Annotated in this window: 15 protein-coding genes; 2 read left to right on the top strand and 13 right to left on the bottom strand. The window is 46.4% G+C overall.

What is annotated here, in order from left to right; genetic code table 11:
- Window positions 1–350 precede the first annotated feature (350 nt).
- Both BUB35_RS09130 and BUB35_RS09125 read right to left on the bottom strand, forming a co-directional pair.
- Window positions 351–2,879, bottom strand: coding sequence for a M56 family metallopeptidase (locus BUB35_RS09130; RefSeq protein ID WP_072851075.1), 2,529 nt, complete (start codon window positions 2,877–2,879; stop codon window positions 351–353).
- Between the two features lie 2 nt (window positions 2,880–2,881).
- Window positions 2,882–3,256, bottom strand: coding sequence for a BlaI/MecI/CopY family transcriptional regulator (locus BUB35_RS09125; RefSeq protein WP_072851073.1), 375 nt, complete (start codon window positions 3,254–3,256; stop codon window positions 2,882–2,884).
- 236 nt (window positions 3,257–3,492) lie between these two features.
- On the opposite strand from BUB35_RS09125, the gene asnA reads away from it, so the two are divergent.
- Window positions 3,493–4,500, top strand: coding sequence for an aspartate--ammonia ligase (gene asnA, locus BUB35_RS09120; RefSeq protein WP_072851071.1), 1,008 nt, complete (start codon window positions 3,493–3,495; stop codon window positions 4,498–4,500).
- Window positions 4,501–4,554: 54 nt separating this feature from the next.
- Here asnA and BUB35_RS09115 read toward each other — a convergent pair whose 3' ends face one another.
- From BUB35_RS09115 to def, 11 genes are all read right to left on the bottom strand, one after another.
- Window positions 4,555–5,634: a glycosyltransferase family 2 protein gene (locus BUB35_RS09115; RefSeq protein WP_072851069.1), complete on the bottom strand. Its 1,080-nt coding sequence runs from the start codon at window positions 5,632–5,634 to the stop codon at window positions 4,555–4,557.
- 225 nt (window positions 5,635–5,859) lie between these two features.
- Window positions 5,860–6,498, bottom strand: a complete 639-nt coding sequence (locus BUB35_RS09110; RefSeq protein WP_072851067.1) for a thiamine diphosphokinase — start codon at window positions 6,496–6,498, stop codon at window positions 5,860–5,862.
- Complete coding sequence (gene rpe, locus BUB35_RS09105) at window positions 6,495–7,166, bottom strand: ribulose-phosphate 3-epimerase (protein WP_072851065.1); 672 nt, start codon at window positions 7,164–7,166, stop codon at window positions 6,495–6,497. Before rpe ends, BUB35_RS09110 begins: the two co-directional genes overlap by 4 nt.
- 1 nt (window position 7,167) lies before the next feature.
- Window positions 7,168–8,043, bottom strand: a complete 876-nt coding sequence (rsgA, locus tag BUB35_RS09100) for a ribosome small subunit-dependent GTPase A (RefSeq protein ID WP_200777589.1) — start codon at window positions 8,041–8,043, stop codon at window positions 7,168–7,170.
- Window positions 8,044–8,059: 16 nt separating this feature from the next.
- The gene (locus BUB35_RS09095; RefSeq protein WP_072851063.1) at window positions 8,060–10,480 is read right to left on the bottom strand and encodes a protein kinase domain-containing protein; all 2,421 of its coding nucleotides are present in this window, start codon (window positions 10,478–10,480) and stop codon (window positions 8,060–8,062) included.
- Between the two features lie 13 nt (window positions 10,481–10,493).
- On the bottom strand, window positions 10,494–11,216 hold the full coding sequence (locus BUB35_RS09090; protein ID WP_072851061.1) for a Stp1/IreP family PP2C-type Ser/Thr phosphatase: 723 nt from the start codon (window positions 11,214–11,216) through the stop codon (window positions 10,494–10,496).
- A gap of 48 nt (window positions 11,217–11,264) precedes the next feature.
- A complete protein-coding gene (gene rlmN, locus BUB35_RS09085) occupies window positions 11,265–12,299 on the bottom strand; it encodes a dual-specificity RNA methyltransferase RlmN (RefSeq protein WP_072851059.1) in 1,035 nt (344 codons plus the stop codon).
- A gap of 2 nt (window positions 12,300–12,301) precedes the next feature.
- Complete coding sequence (rsmB, locus tag BUB35_RS09080; protein WP_072851056.1) at window positions 12,302–13,648, bottom strand: 16S rRNA (cytosine(967)-C(5))-methyltransferase RsmB; 1,347 nt, start codon at window positions 13,646–13,648, stop codon at window positions 12,302–12,304.
- Between the two features lie 182 nt (window positions 13,649–13,830).
- On the bottom strand, window positions 13,831–14,535 hold the full coding sequence (locus BUB35_RS09075) for a zinc metallopeptidase (protein ID WP_072851054.1): 705 nt from the start codon (window positions 14,533–14,535) through the stop codon (window positions 13,831–13,833).
- A 43-nt stretch (window positions 14,536–14,578) separates the two neighbouring features.
- Window positions 14,579–15,508 carry a methionyl-tRNA formyltransferase gene (fmt, locus tag BUB35_RS09070; protein ID WP_072851052.1) on the bottom strand — a complete coding sequence of 310 codons (930 nt, stop codon included), beginning with the start codon at window positions 15,506–15,508 and terminating at the stop codon, window positions 14,579–14,581.
- A gap of 12 nt (window positions 15,509–15,520) precedes the next feature.
- Entirely contained in the window at window positions 15,521–15,976 is a 456-nt protein-coding gene (def, locus tag BUB35_RS09065) for a peptide deformylase (protein WP_022255619.1), read from the bottom strand.
- Window positions 15,977–16,221: 245 nt separating this feature from the next.
- On the opposite strand from def, the gene BUB35_RS09060 reads away from it, so the two are divergent.
- A partial coding sequence (locus BUB35_RS09060) for a helix-turn-helix domain-containing protein (RefSeq protein ID WP_143158967.1) occupies window positions 16,222–16,398 on the top strand: 177 nt, incomplete at its 3' end.

Here is a 16,398-nt window from a genome sequence, read left to right as displayed (position 1 = left end):
AAGAAAGCTAAAATCCTTTGTCATGATAAGGCTTTTAGCTTTCTTTGTTTTCTTATGAAGATACCCCTAATCCCCTTTTTTCTGTTTTCTCCCTAAAAGATGCCAGGCTACAGCGATAAAGCACACTTTATAGAAAAGCATCCACTAAACAAAAGCATTCCTCTGGGCTATCTTTTTTATGGCATCATTTGCAATATAGAAGAAAGACATACCTTGCAGAAAGATAGCCGGAATCCTTGCAAACAGACGATTCCGGCTATTATTTTTATACTAGATTTCGTTTCTTTTGAAAACAACCGTCCCAATTTCCCTTCAGAAATCAAGAAAAAAACTACTTAGCGAAAACTTTTTTATGCCAGCTGTAAAAACTGCCGCAGTTCCTGCTGTAAATCTTCTGTTTTATACCCCATATCATAAACCATGTAAGAGGTATCTGTCACATTCATGTACTGAATCAAATTGTCATAAAGCAGGCGCGTCATATCGTCGCTGTCGAAATCAATCATTTTCTGTGCGACTTCTTCATTGGGCGCTAGTTCTTCGATAGAAAGAGCATATCCGCTGCCATCTTTTGCCCAATGGATTTCTTCCAGCTTCCATTCTCCCTGTTCCTTCACAAAATCCAAACGGGCAGGCACCCGGGAACCGCCTTCATTGAGCAGGCAATACCCCTGATTTCCTACGCGATTCATGCGGTATCTGTCATCGCCTACCACACAGCATACTTGCAGCGTGTCCTCTGTTTCTGCCACATCCAAGACCAATGGCGCAAAGACCACCAATTCATGTCCGTTCAATTTATCTTCTTCCATATAATCAGAGAGGGCTTTGTATACTGCCTGCACTGCCGTTTCTTTAGATGTTACTCGGGAACGGGCTGCTTCTTTGGATAAAGACAGATATTCCGCTTCGGGCATATCTGCATACTCCTGTTCCAAACCTTTATAGAAATGCACTGCATACTGAGAATCCAGTGCACAGTAAACCTGATACCATTCTTCCGGCGTTTCGTCAAAGCTTGCGCCATCTCTTCTGCTGCCGTAAGCCAATTCATCCGCCGCCAGCATGGTCACATAACTTTCTGTATCTGTACCACCGGGCATCTGCATCAGGCAATAAATCAACGCATCATCTCCCAATGCCACAAGCTGTGCAAACGCTTCTGACTGCCGCATCTGGTCTGCCCATGCTGCAAAATCCCCCTGCAAAGGCATTTCTGCGCTGATGTTCTGTACCAGCTCCATGGCTGTCTGATAATTTTCCACCCAGTTTTCACGACCTGCTGTTTCCAACGTTTCTGTAAAGGGGCAGTCAAAAAGGATATTCAGTTCTTCCACAAAAGCGGCAAATGTATCAAAATCTGACGTAAAAGAACGGAGGTCTATATCACCATAATATTTTTCCGCCATCTGTCTATCGAAACGGAATGTCACACTTTCCGTTGTAGGGGTATCGTGTATCTTATATTCCAGAAAATCCGCATTATCCACCAATGCTAAGAACAGATACGCATTTCGCTCCAGCTGATCTGTATTGGAAAGCAAAGCCTGTTTTTCCGCTTCTGTAGTGGCTTCTGTGAACATCAAATGCTGTTTGGCACCAAAAGGACTTCCTTCGTCTGTAAACAGTTCCATGCCTTCTTCATGCGTTGTCAGCCCATTTGGCAATGGCAGCAGCCCCAGTATTTTTCCTACATCGGAAGCACTGCCGATGTAAGGCGTTCTGGCATCATACAATTCTCGTGTCAAATCCGTCTGCACGGCTTCTGTGGTCTGCTGCGATTCCACAGGCGTACATCCTACAAAGGTAAAACAGAATATCACCATTCCGGTGATCAAAAAAGACATGATTCGTCCTGGTTTCTTTTGCTGCATATCCACAATCGCCTCCAATCTTTTTTCCAGTGTTTTTCGATTTTCCACAAAAGCCGTGGACAATCTGGCTCTTTTCCGATTTCCTTCTCGAATACTGTTCAAAATTGCCATGCTATACGCCTTGCGTGCCTGCAAATCCGCTCCTTCCACCACTTTTGCGTCACATTCCAGTTCTGTACTCCATTCCAGCTGGTCAATGAGCCAATACATGAGGGGATTAAACCAGTGCATTGACTGTGTCACCAGAAAAACCCATCTGCCCAACATATCCCCATTATCACAGTGGTACAGCTCATGACGCAGCACCCACTTCATTTCTTCCAGATCCCTGTCCTGGGTATCCACATATATGGTCTTGCGGAACAACCCTACACAAATGGAGCTGGGCAGACCTCGATGGCAATAAATCCGTGGCTTTCGAACCAAAATCGGCATTTCTTTATGGAGCTGCTGGTAACTCTCCAGCAGTGCCGGGTCAGTAATCTTTTCTCTACCTTTGTGGAGATACCATTGCATACGCCCATACTGCACCAGATGAAACAACAGGAACAATACCATCCCCACCGCCCAGATTTGATACAGCTCTGGTAATGTCTGTTTCTCCGGCTTTGCTGTTGGCACAGGTGTTTCTGTTGTCTGTTGCTGGTTTTGTGTCTGCATTACGGAAGTTTCCTGCTGTTTGGCAAAATTTTCCTCTGTAGAAACGACAGGCAAACTTTCTTCCTCCATTTGGCTTTCCTGCATTTCATGAGAAAACAACGTATCCGGTCCCGGAATCTGCCAGTAAGCGTTGCCGCTGTATGCAGTCATGGACATAATCAGAAGCCCCATCATGATTCTCATACAATTCAAGTAGCACTTCACGCTATATCGTCGCAGGAGAAAAGGACGCAGCAACATCAGGAGCAAAATGGTGATCATCCAAGGCAGCGTCACCTGCCAGACGGCATCAAAACATCTGCGCAGCACCACAGGTGCCCATTGTATCATGGTTTCCCATAACATACTCATGCACCTCCTGTTTTCTCCTCGATAAACTTCGCCAAGTCATCTAAATCCGCATCGGAAATGGTGTGGCTGCGGTACAAAGACGCTACCAGTTTTGTCAAAGAGTTGGCATTGACTTTCCGCAAAAACATGCTGTTTTCAAAAGCCAGATAGTCCTCCTCTTTCACAGTGATTTCGTAATATCTGTTTTTTCCCTCTTTATGGCTGGAAAGAAATCCACGTTCAATGAGCCGATTCAAAAGTGTCTGAAGGGCTGACACATTCCATGGGCGGTTCATTTCCAGTTTTTCTTTGATTTCCGAAGTGGAAAGCACTCTGTTTTCCTTCCAAATCACCTGCATGATCTCCAGTTCCGTATCGGGAAGCTTTTGCATAAGGCTCCCTCCTTTCAATTCCTACACTTGTATGTTTTACTATATCATACAAGTGTAGGAATTAACTGTCAAGTCCTTTTTTCCTCAGAAAAACCTATTTTCCATATTCCTTTTTCCGTTTTACAGCAGCTCAAAGGGGAGATTTTTCCGCAAAGGACGCCCCATCCCTTGACAAATCCGCCGTTTATGATATGCTGAATAGGTATGAAATATCACAGGAGAAATGAGGGGTTTTCATGAGTAAAACATATATTCCCGCAGGCTATCAGTCTGTACTTACTTTATATGAAACACAAAACGCAATCGGTCTGATTCACCAGACTTTTGAAGAACATCTGTCTCAGACACTGAATCTGAAACGGGTATCCGCGCCTTTGTTCGTTGATCCTTCCACAGGACTGAACGATAATCTGAACGGCGTAGAACGTCCCGTAAGCTTTGAAGTGCCTGCTACTGGCGTAACTGCTGAAGTAGTACACTCTCTGGCAAAATGGAAAAGAATGGCTCTTTACCGCTACGACTTCCGTCCCGGCAAAGGTCTGTATACCAATATGAATGCCATTCGTCGTGATGAAACCCTGGATAATCTCCATTCTATTTATGTTGACCAGTGGGATTGGGAAAAAGTCATCACACCGGAAAAACGCAACATTCAGGAACTCAAATTCACTGTACAGGGTATTGTGATCTGCATCTGCGACACATTGGAAGTGCTGAAGAAAAAATATCCTCGCATCAAAACAGAACTGTGCAGAGAAGTTACTTTCATCACTTCTCAGGAACTGGAAGACAAATATCCTGACCTGACACCAAAGGAAAGAGAAAATGCCATTGTAAAAGAATACAAAACTGTATTCATCATGCAGATTGGTGACGTTCTTCGTTCCGGCGAACGCCACGATGGTCGTGCACCTGACTATGACGACTGGCAGCTCAATGGCGACCTGCTGTTCTACAACCCCATTTTGGACAACGCACTGGAAATTTCCTCTATGGGTATCCGCGTAGACGCTGCATCTCTGGACAGACAGCTGACAAAAGCTGGCTGTGACGACAGACGCGCCTTGACATATCACAAAATGCTGCTGGAAGGCAAACTGCCCTGCACCATCGGCGGCGGTATCGGTCAGTCCCGTCTGTGCATGCTGCTGTTGGGCAAAGCCCACATCGGCGAAGTGCAGTCCTCTATCTGGGATCAGGAAACCATCGACGTTTGCAGCGCAGCAGGCGTAACACTGCTGTAAGGCAAATCTTTATGTAAAAAAAATGGCACTGCCGCAAAAAGGCAGTGCCATTTTTTATGCTTTGGATACATTTGCAAAATACGCTCGATTATAGGCCACAGCCCTGTCCTCCGGCTTGAATACTGCTGCCATTTCGTTATAGGAAACAGCTTTTTCCCGTCGTCCCAAACGGTCATAGCAGACACAGAGCTGGATGCAAGGTAGATACCCATAACAGTCCTCCCGGATAAAACCGCCGCCATTTTTTCGCTTTTCCACTCGCAAAGCTGTTTCATACCAGAAAGCGGCTTCTCTCCATGCCTGTCTATCAAAATAATACCGTCCCAGATCACAGCAGGTTTCCGCCCGGGGCAAATCCAAGGTAAAGCTATAAAACAGAGCTTCCAACTGCTCCTGTGGTTTTTGCAGCTGACCATAGCAAACTGCCATCTGCCGACAGGCTTCCAGCTTGTTTTCCAGCCATGCCCCTTCCCTGCCCATGAATACACGAAATTCGTCTATGGCTTCTCCATATCGTCCATGGTAATATAATTCTCTGGCGTAATAAAACTGCTCTCTAGGGCTGAATACACAGCCTTCTGCTCGCATCTTTTCATAAATCAGCAAATTTCGGTCTGTGTCATAGGCTTTTTCCTTTCGATGTTCCACGTGGATATCCTCATGGAGGATATTTCCGTAAGGCGTAATGACTTCATGTACCCGTCCTTCCCATAAAGGACGTCCCGTGTTCTTTACAATCCGTTCCCGGAAATAAGAAAACGTCGGCTTTCCCCCTGCGTCAAAAGCCACATCGTAAGGCATCATCACCACATCTGCTTTCGTTTTCTCCAATTTTTCTTTCAGTGCCACGATTTTTTTCTGTTCTGACTCCGGTACCACATCATCGGCATCCAGCCACATACAATAATCCTTTGTGGCTTTGGAAAAAGAAAAATTTCTGGCTGCCGCAAAGTCGGCACACCACTGGAAATCACAGACCACATCCGCATATTTCTCCGCAATTTCCTTTGTCCTGTCCACAGAACCCGTATCCACCACCACGATTTCATCGGCAAAACCTTTTGCGCATTGCAGACAGCGTTCCAAGGTCAATTCTTCATCTTTTACAATCATACATAGGCTAATGGTTGCCATCCAATCCCTCCACAAACCAACCTGATTCATGTTATGCCATTAGGACAGCAAATTTGCCTGTATCACCAACAAAAAAAGTAGGTACGGATTAGGGGCTTCTTCATAAGAAAACAAAGAAAGCTGAAATCCTTACAATACAAAGGCTTTCAGCTTTCTTATTTTTACTAGATTTTATCTGTATGTTTTCTTAAGAGGAATCTGCTTTTGCCGTTCCCTCTTTCTTCTTTAATCTCTTGTCTGCATGACAAACAGATACCCTTTTCGGATTTTCACTTTTGCTTCAGTGCCTATCATGACGTTGCTGACAGCCACCAGTTTATCATCCAGTGCCAGATCATAATCTACCAGCGGATATTCCAGACCTTCCAGTGTCACACATTCCACCAGCATACTCAAAGGAATGGTAGAAACCAAATCCCCTGCTTGTCCATGAAGGGTGACTTCTTGATCAATGAGTTCCACACGGTTTTTCTCATTGACCAGAATGCCACGAACGCCTTTTTTCAACAGATACAACAGCAGATGAGCATTGGCAAGGGTATGGTCGAAACGGTCGCCAATCCCTCCAATGAGCACCAATTCCGTTGCTCCCAGCTCTAACGCCAGAAGCATGCCAAGCTGCATATCTGTTTCATTTTTGTGGGTAGGAAACTGACGAATGGAAATGCCCATATTCCGGTATTCTTCCAGCACTTCCGGTCGCACAGAATCAAAATCCCCCACGATGTAATCCGGTGTAATCCCAAGGGCTTTTGCATGGTGCATGCCGCCGTCACAACAGATGATGCAATCTGCATCCTGCAAATACTTCTCACAAAAACTGTAATCCGTTATGGCTGCCCCTGCAAACAATACTGCTTTCATTTTGCCTCATACTCCTTGAAAATTTCCATAAAACCTTTTGCTGCGCCGGCAATGTCTTCTTTGCCAAACACAGCGGAGCCTGCCACGATGACATTGGCGCCTGCATCCAGCACTTCTCTGACGTTATCCAGTGTGATGCCGCCATCAACTTCAATGTCATAGGAAAGACCCATTTCTTTTTTCCATGCTGCCAGCTGAGCAATCTTAGGCACCTGATCTGCCATGAATTTCTGACCGCCAAAACCGGGTTCTACGGTCATGACCAGCGCCATATCCACATCTTTCAAGTAAGGTTTGATGGTTTCCACTGGTGTTTTGGGCTTGATGGTGATACCTACTTTTGCACCGCTTTCTTTGATCTTCGCAATGCAGCCCGCAGGGTCTTTGGTGGCTTCCACATGGAAATTGATGATATCAGCGCCAGCGTCACGGAACTGTTCCACATAACGCTCCGGATCTACAATCATCAGATGGGCGTCAAAAACCATGTTGCTGGCTTTGCGAATCCCCTTGATGACGGGAATCCCAAAAGAAATATTGGGTACAAACACACCATCCATTACATCCAGATGGATATAAGGCACCCCTGCCTGTTCCACAATTGCCAGCTGTTCGCCTACCTTTGTGAAATCAATGGACAGCATAGAAGGGGACAAATAAATAGCCATTTTAGTTTCTCCTTTCGTTTTCCAGTTCCTCATAAAGCATTTTGTATCTTTCATATCTGCGGCTGTCAATGGCTTCGCCGATCTGCTCCTTTATGGCGCAGTCCGGCTCATTGATATGCACACAGCCATTGTAATAGCATTTGTGCAGAAAAGGCTGAAATTCCCGGAAATAATACTGCAATTTATCTGACGGGATATGGTTCAGGAACAGAGAGGTGAACCCGGGGGAATCCACGATATAACTCTGTTCTGTAATACGAATCAGTTCCGCATGACGGGTGGTATGACGACCGCGCTGTATTTTCTCACTGATTTCCCCTGTATTCAGCTCCAGACCGGGGAAAGCGGCGTTGATGAGGCTGCTTTTCCCTACACCGGAAGGACCTGCGAATACGGAAATCTTATTTTCTAATGCTTTTCGCAGTTCCTCGATGCCGATGCCCTTTTCCGCACTGGTGCAGATGACAGGATAGCCTGCCGCTCTGTAAAGAGCAGCAGCATCCTCATATTTGTTTTGTTTATCTCTGTCAATCTTATTGATGACAATGACAATATCCAGTTCCTGTTCTTCTGCCAGCAGCAAAAACCTGTCCAGCAGATCCAGATTCATATTGGGGCTTTTTGCCGCAAAGACAATGACCGCCTGATCAATATTGGAAACTCTGGGACGGATCAGCTCATTTCTTCTGGGGAGGATCACATCCAGACTTCCTTTTTTGTTGGCTTCATCCAGCACAGAAATCTGCACGGAATCCCCAACCGTCGGACGAATGCCTTCCTTACGGAAAATCCCTCTGGCACGGCATTCATATACGCCCTGCACCGTATCAATATAATAGAATCCGCCGATTCCTTTCAAAATCACTCCATCCAACATATGTTACTCCTTATTCTCAGAAGGTTACGTTTTCGGACAATGTTGTCTGTCCATCCACTGTACCGGTGACAGTACCGCTGCCAGTACCTGTTACGGCAATACTGAAGGGGAAGTCAGACAGATTTCTTGTTTCATCAATAACGGTTGTAGTTCCTTCAGCGTCAGTTTTTACAACTTTGACATGGACCGTATCACCAGCGCCTTCTGGTGCTGTAATGGTGAAGTACTGGGTGCTGGTGCTGTTTGAATCAGCCGGCTGACCGCTGCCGCCTTCTCTAGGTGGTTCTTCTTCCTCAGGTTCTTCCTGTGCTGGTGCACCGCTGCTGACAACCAGATTTACCACGCTGCCGCTAGGTACTTCGGAATTCGGTGTCAATGTCTGTGTGATAACCTTGCCTTCTGGTACCGTACTGCTTTCCAGATAGGAAATATTGCCGACAGTCAAACCAACGGCTGTCAAACTCTGTACCGCGCTGTTTTCTGTATCGCCCTGTACATCAGGCACTACTACATCGCCGCCTTCTTCCGGCTTGCATACAGTCAGTGTGATATGGGTATGAGCATTAATCTTTGTTCCCTCTTCTGGATTCTGGGAAATAACGTGACCAGGTTTTACTTCGTCACTTTCTTCATATACGATATCAGGTGAAGTACCTACCAGTTTAATGATGGCTTCTTTTGCATCGTTTTCAGACTTATGAAGTACATCGGGCATTTCTTGTTCCTGCAAACCAATGCTGACTTTGACACCAATCTTCGTATTGCCTGCTACCATGGTTTCAGGGTCTACATTCTGCCAGAAGATCAGACCTTCATCATAATAACTGCTGTAGTCCTCGCCCTCTTTTACCAGTTTCAGACCAAGTTTTTCTGCTTCTGCCTGCGCTTCTTCGTAGGTCATGCCAATGAACTGTGGTGTTTCAATATTTTTCTCACCGCTGCCAAAGCCCTTGAAGCCGCCCAGTACACGCAGTCCAACAGAGCTGATGATCACAATGAGCACAATGGCTGTGACAATAGCTGCTGCAATAACACGGCGTTCTGCCTTACGATCCCGTTCGTTGTCGTACTCCTCTTCTTTCCGAGGATTGCGGCGTTTCCGTTCAGGACGTCTGCTTTTCTTCACTTCTTCTACTGCCATATATTCGCCTTCATAATTATCGTCTTTGGAAATCTTCAGGCGTTTGCCATATTTTTCAAAGCTTACCAGCGGTGTATTTACATCGCCTTCAACCTGAGGTTCTTCTGCCGCTGGCGCTTCTTCATTCTTTTTGAAGCGAATCAGATCGATTTCGTTTTCGTCTGCTTTTCGTGTAGCATCATCAGCACGATTTTCCACAGGTATATTTTCACGGAAATGAGAGCCACTTTCTGCCCGTCTATGTACCAGAGGACTTTCTGCTGTCACTGCTTCGTCTTCCATTTTGCGGATTCTAGCGCGTTCTGCTTCTGCTCTTTCCTGCGCTTCCCGCAGCTCTTTTGCCGCTTCTGCACGTCTGCTCATACGGATACCAGCTGCCGCTCCCGCCGCTGCGCCTGCTGTGCCAGCTGCCACTGCATGGCTTCTTTCTTTCGCTTCTGCACGGTGTTCCTGTTCTGCATTCATGGCAACTTCTGTTCTGGCACGCATAAGGTCCGCCAGCAAAAGGTCGATATTTGCATAACGTTCATCGGCTTTTTTCATGGTTGCCTTTTTGATGATGCCTTCCAAGGAAGGTGTACAGTTTGGATTATACTGACGGATATCCGGCAGTTCCTCATTGATATGTTTCAGTGCAATGGAAACAGAATTGTTGCCCTGAAAAGGCAGTACGCCGGTAATCATTTCAAACATAGTGATACCCAGAGAATAGATATCGCTCTTTTCATCCACATAGCCGCCTCTTGCCTGTTCTGGAGAAAAATAATGTACAGAACCTGCTGCATTGGCTGTGGTTGTCATGGTTGCGGCACGGGCAGCACGGGCAATGCCGAAGTCTGTTACCTTTACTACGCCGTCTGTTCCCACCAGAATGTTCTTGGGTTTGATGTCCCTATGTACGATATGTGCTTTGTGTGCCTGAGAAAGGGCAGATGCGATCTGGATGGCTACATTAATGGTGGAACGGGAATCGAAAGGTGCTTTCTTTCGAATGGCTGTTTTCAGCGTATCCCCATGAATGTATTCCATAACGATATAGTTGATATCTCCATCTTCGCCTACATCATACACACGGACAATGTTCGGGTGAGAAAGTCTTGCGGCAGAACATGCTTCCGAACGGAAACGTTCAATAAATTCTTCATCGCCAATAAATTCTTCCCGCAAAACTTTGATGGTCACATAACGATCCAGTTTCTTGTCTTTGCCGCGGTAAACCACCGCCATGCCCCCTGAACCGATTTTCTCTATGATTTCGTATCTGTCCCCAAGGACAGAACCCGGATTCAATAACATCAGTCGTTACCTCCTAAATTTCTATCAAAATGAGGGATATATTGTCATAACCGCCTCGCAGATTTGCTGTTTCCACTAATTTTTCAGCTTTCCTTTTCACGGATTCTTTCTGCCGCAGCATCTGAGCCATCTCCTCATCAGAAAGCATGCCCGAAAGACCGTCTGTGCAGAGCAGGAGCAGGTCTCCTTTCTCCACTGGTACGATGGTCATATCCGTTTCTACTGTGTCTTTGATACCGACAGCCCTTGTAATGATATTGCGTTTTGGATGCACTGCTGCTTCTTCTTTGGTGATGGTGCCCAGTTTCACCAGTTCCATCACATAAGAATGGTCAGTAGTCAAAGGATTCAAAATCTCTTTCTGCATCAAATACGCGCGGCTGTCACCAACATGGGCTACATAGGCTTTTCCGTTATCCACTACAGCTGCAACCATAGTGGTTCCCATTTCTGCAAATTCCAATGCGGAATTGGACTGATCGAATACGGATTTGTTGGCTGCCTGAAAAGCACCTGTGAGCAAATCCGGAATTTCCTGTATTTCTTTATGTTCCGCCACATAATCCACAAAGGCTTCAATGGCACCATTGCTTGCTACTTCGCCGGCATTGCATCCCCCCATACCGTCTGCGACGATATACAAATGCTGCAGCGGTGCATCTTCTTCCGCCAAATAATAAGCATCTTCGTTATTTTTGCGGCATCTTCCGATGTCGCTGATTCCGACTGCCTTCACGTTTTCCACCTCCTAAGGCTTTTTCCCCGTCTAAAGCCGTCTGATTTTTTATTTCTGCATATATTTTCTTCTCAGCTGTCCACAAGCCGCGTCAATATCGCTGCCCAGTCTTCTGCGGATGGTAGTTTCCACTCCGTGTTCCTGAAGCAGGTGCGCAAAACGCTGCACGCGGTCTGTAGAACTCTTGGTAAAGTTTCTTTCTTTTACTGGATTCATGGGAATCAGGTTTACATGACAAAGGGTATGGCGCAGTTTGTCTGCCAATTCTCTGGCACAGGCATCACTGTCGTTGACCCCCTGAATCATGGCATATTCAAATGTGATGCGCCGTTTTGTGTGGTTTGCGTAATCCACACATGCTCCAAGGAGTTTTTCCATGGGATTTGCCTTTGCCACAGGCATGATTTCTCTGCGGATTTCGTCGTTAGGCGCATGGAGGGAAACTGCCAAGGTAATCTGTAAGTTTTCCTCTGCCAGACGATACATCTTTTCAATGAGTCCGCAAGTGGAAAGTGTGATATGACGCTGTCCCATATTCTGCCCTGCCGGGTCGTTCAGCAAATGAATGAACCGCAGCACGTTGTCATAGTTATCCAGCGGTTCGCCGCTGCCCATGAGCACCACGCCGGAAATCCGCTGTCCCAAATCCTTCTGAATGGTGTAAACCTGAGAAAGCATTTCCGCCGGTGTCAGGCTTCTTTCTACGCCGTCCAATGTAGAAGCGCAGAATTTGCAGCCCATACGGCACCCTGCCTGTGTAGAAACACAGACCGTATTCCCATAATCATACTGCATCAAAACACTTTCGATGATGGAGCCATTTTCCAAGGCAAACAGGTATTTTCTGGTGCCATCTTCTTTGGAAAGGAGCCGTTCCACCATTTCCACGCCGCCGATTTTTGCTTCCTGTTCTAATCTTTCCCGCAGTTTCTGAGAAAGATTCGTCATTTCGGCAAAAGTATCCACCTGTTTTTGATGGAGCCAGTCAAAAATCTGTTTGGCACGGAATTTCGGTTCACCCAATTCCCCCATGAACAGCTGCAATTCTTCCAGCGTCATGGATTTCACATCTGTTTTTGCCATACTTACATTCCTTTCTTCCGCAGGCGGGCAATGAAAAACCCGTCTGTATGATGGGACTGAGGGAAAAGGGTGATATAGCCTTTTTCACCTTCCGCTGCCAGAGATTCCGGCAAATATTGTCCCAAATCTTCTAATCTATAGGATTCATGGTTCTGCAAAAACCATTCCACATTTTTTTCATTTTCTTTGCGGCTCAAAGTACAAGTGCTGTAAACCAACACACCACCGTCTTTGACGTATTTCGCCGCCTGTTCCAGAATCTGACGCTGGATGCCCACCAGTGCGTCAATTTCACTGCCGTCTTTTTTCAAACGGATGTCCGGTTTCTTCCGCAGAAGCCCCAACCCGGAACAAGGCACATCTGCCAGCACACGGTCATAAGCTCCAATGGCAGAAGCGTCTTCCACAGAAGCATCTCTGACGGATGTTTTCACAATGGAAATGCCCAGACGCTGTGCACCGTCCGCAATGAGTTCCGCTTTATGTTCGTAAATATCGCCGGCGTGGATTTCGCCGCTGTTTTCCATGCGTTCCGCCATGGTGAATGTTTTTCCTCCAGGCGCCGCACAAAGATCTAAAATCTTTTCGCCTTTCTGGGGGGCTAATACAGCCACTGCTGTCTGAGAGCTTTCATCCTGCACATGGAACAGACCTTCCTGAAATTCTGCCAGCCGTCCCAAATCCGCTGTTCTGCTCAAATGCAGTGCATCTTTCCACAGACTTCCCTGCCGCACAGTGATACCTTTTTCCTCCAGCTGTTTTGCCAGTGTTTCCGCATCTGTTTTCAAAGTATTGACCCGAATGGTCACATCAGGTGCTTCATTATCTGCCTGACAAAGCGCTTCTGTCTTTTCGTAGCCATAATATGCCACCCACATTTTCACCAGCCACAGGGGATGGGAATACACAACACTGAGATATTCCGCTGTTCCTTTTTCCGGCAGTTTGATTTCTTCTTTTCCTCTGCCGATGGCACGAAGAACGCCGTTGACAAAACCGCTGAGGGATTGATACCCTCTCGCCGTTGCCAGTTTCACCGCTTCATTGCAGGCTGCATTATCAGGCACATCCATGAAAAGCATCTGATACACCGCTGTACGCAGCACCGCCAGCAGCCAAGGCTTGATTTTACTTAATTTCGTATTGGAAAACTGGTCAATGACATAGTCCACATAGTAAATATTCCGCAGTGTGCCATTGACGATTTCTGTCACAAAAGCCCTGTCCTGCTGGGACATGGCTCCGTTTTGCCGCAGCAGACGCCGCAGCGCCGTATTATTATATGCGCCTTCCGCCAAAATTTGTACCATGGCTTCCGCCGCTACTTCTCTGGGATTGATTTGGATCATTTCATTTCAAATTCCCTTCTGTCTTTTTTCCGTTGGTTTATCAACTTATTATTATACGGGATTTTTCGCCATACATCAATATTTTTCGCCATTTTTCACGGTTTGCGCCGAAAAACCCGTAAAAAATACAAAACGGATAAAACCCTGATGATTTGGATTTTATCCGTTTTTCTCATTCGTGATTAGTCGTCCCGTCTGCCGCCAAAAATGGCAATCAAACGAAGCAGCTGCAAAATTGCTACAGCCGCCGCTGCTACATAAGTCATGGCTGCCGCAGAAAGCACTTTTCTTGCGCCGCCCATTTCATCCGCATCCAGGAAATACTGGTCTTCCAGCATATGCAGCGCTCTGGAAGATGCGTTAAATTCCACAGGCAGTGTCACAATGGTAAACAATACTGCCAGGGCATAAAACAGAATGCCCAATGTGATGAACATATTGGATGAACTGCCCCCAAAAAGCAAACCAATGACAATCAAAGGCCAAGCCAGTGTGGAGCCCAGATTGGACAAAGGTACCAATGTGCTGCGCAGCACCAGGAACACATAGCCTGTGTCATGCTGGATAGCGTGCCCGGTTTCATGGGCAGCAATGCCAAGTGCCGCTACGCTTCTGCCATCATATACGCCGGAAGAAAGGCGCAGCGTCTTTGTTCTGGGGTCATAATGGTCTGTCAGATGACCAGCCACGCGTTCAATACGTACATCGTGAATATCAGCCTGTATGAGCATCTGTGCCGCTACCTGTTCCCCTGTCAGCCCGCGTCTGTTAGGCACACGGGAATACTTGTTATAGGTAGACGATACTTTTGCCTGTGCCATACCAGCCAAGACAACGGCAATGATCAATAAAAAAACATAATCCATGTTATATCCATAAAAAAACATATGGTGCGATTCCTCCTTTTTCAGTTCCTAGAATCATAAAGTCTTACTGCAAAAGGATGCCCTCTTTCATTGCGTGTCCTCTCAGATATGCGTCTGTCATCATGCGTTTGCCGCCGCGTGCCTGCACTTCTGTAATAAGCAGACAACCGTCACCGCATTTGACAACAAAGCCTTTTTTCACCACAGCCACAATTTCCCCATTGGCTGCGTCATCGGACTGCACATCAGAAATTACTGCGCCGAAAATCTTCAAAACCTCTTCCTCATAAATGGTATATGCCGCCGGAACTGGATTCAATCCCCGAATGAGATTGATGATGTCCTGTCTGTTTTTGCTCCAGTCAATATGACCGGTTTCTTTTGTAATCATAGGTGCGTATGTTGCCGCATCATGATCCTGCGGAATCCGTTCCAGCGTACCGGCTTCCAGCTGATCCAGTGTATCCAGCAGCAAGTTTGCGCCTGTCACTGCCATTTTGTCATGGATGGTAGCAAAAGTGTCTTCATCTGTGATTTCCACTTCCGCTTTCAGCAGCATATCACCGCTGTCCAGACCTTTTGCCATATACATGGTGGTGATACCTGTCACCTTTTCCCCGTCAATGATAGACCACTGCATCGGTGCCGCACCGCGGTACTTAGGCAGCAGAGAACCATGAACATTGATACAGCCGTATTTAGGCATTTCCAGAATGGGTTCAGACAGAATCTGTCCAAAAGCTGTTACAGCGATCAGATCCGGTTCATAAGAACGGAGCTGTTCCACAAATTCCGGTTCTTTCACTTTTTCTGGCTGCAAAACAGGAATACCATGTTCCAAAGCACATGCTTTCACTGGTGTAGGCACCATCTTTTTCCCTCTGCCCTTGGGCTTATCAGGCTGTGTCACCACCAGCACCACTTCATGCTTTGTCAGCAGCGCTTCCAGAGAAGGCACCGCAAAATCGGGAGTCCCCATAAAAATTACGCGCATGGCAATTCCTCCTTATGCTTCGTCTTCGTCGGGCAGAGCCTTATCAATATATAATATCCCATCCAGGTGATCCAATTCATGACACAGTGCAACTGCCATCAATTCTTCCCCTTCCACGATGATTTTTTCACCGTCACGGTTCAGAGCTTCCACTTTCACATAAGCGGGACGATCCACACGTGCGCTTGCGCCGGGAACGCTCAGGCAGCCTTCATAGTCGATCTGAGAACCTGTTGCTTCTACGATGACAGGGTTGATCAGTTCTACCAGACCATCGCCGATGTCGATCACAACAATGCGTTTCAAAACGCCTACCTGAGGCGCAGCCAGACCAACGCCGTTTGCGTCGTACATGGTTTCTGCCATATCGTCCAGCAGTGTCAATGTATTGGGTGTGATTTCTTTGACAGGTTTGCAGATTTTACGCAAAACCTCATCTGTACTGATTCTGATTTGTCTTTTTGCCATTTTTTATCCTCCTAAAAGGCGCCTTGCGCCACCGATGTTCGATTGTTGTCTGCGAAATGATTCGCATTAGAGTATTTTATCATATTTCCTACCAAGTTACAAGATTTCACGCAAGGAAAGCAAGATGAAAGCTGTAGGATTACAATACATGTGTTACAACTGAATATTTAAAAAGCGAGGATAGGCTCACTTTGTGTTATATTTGAATCACCACAAAACAAAAATACATAAAGGAGCATCCTCGCATGGCAAGTATAACACAAGATATGAGATACCGTCTATCACTTATTAAATACGCTGAACGATATGGAGTTACCAAAGCGGCCGTAAAATATAAGACCAACCGCCAGTATATTTATCGCTGGAAAAACCGCTATGATGGCTCTTGGGATTCCCTGCGTGACCGTTCCAGACGTCCCCAT

The sequence above is a fragment of the Anaerotignum lactatifermentans DSM 14214 genome (genome assembly GCF_900142265.1).
Lineage (GTDB): Bacteria > Bacillota > Clostridia > Lachnospirales > Anaerotignaceae > Anaerotignum > Anaerotignum lactatifermentans.
Note: the sequence above shows the minus strand (reverse complement) of the source record. Positions and strands in the feature narration are given on the sequence as shown.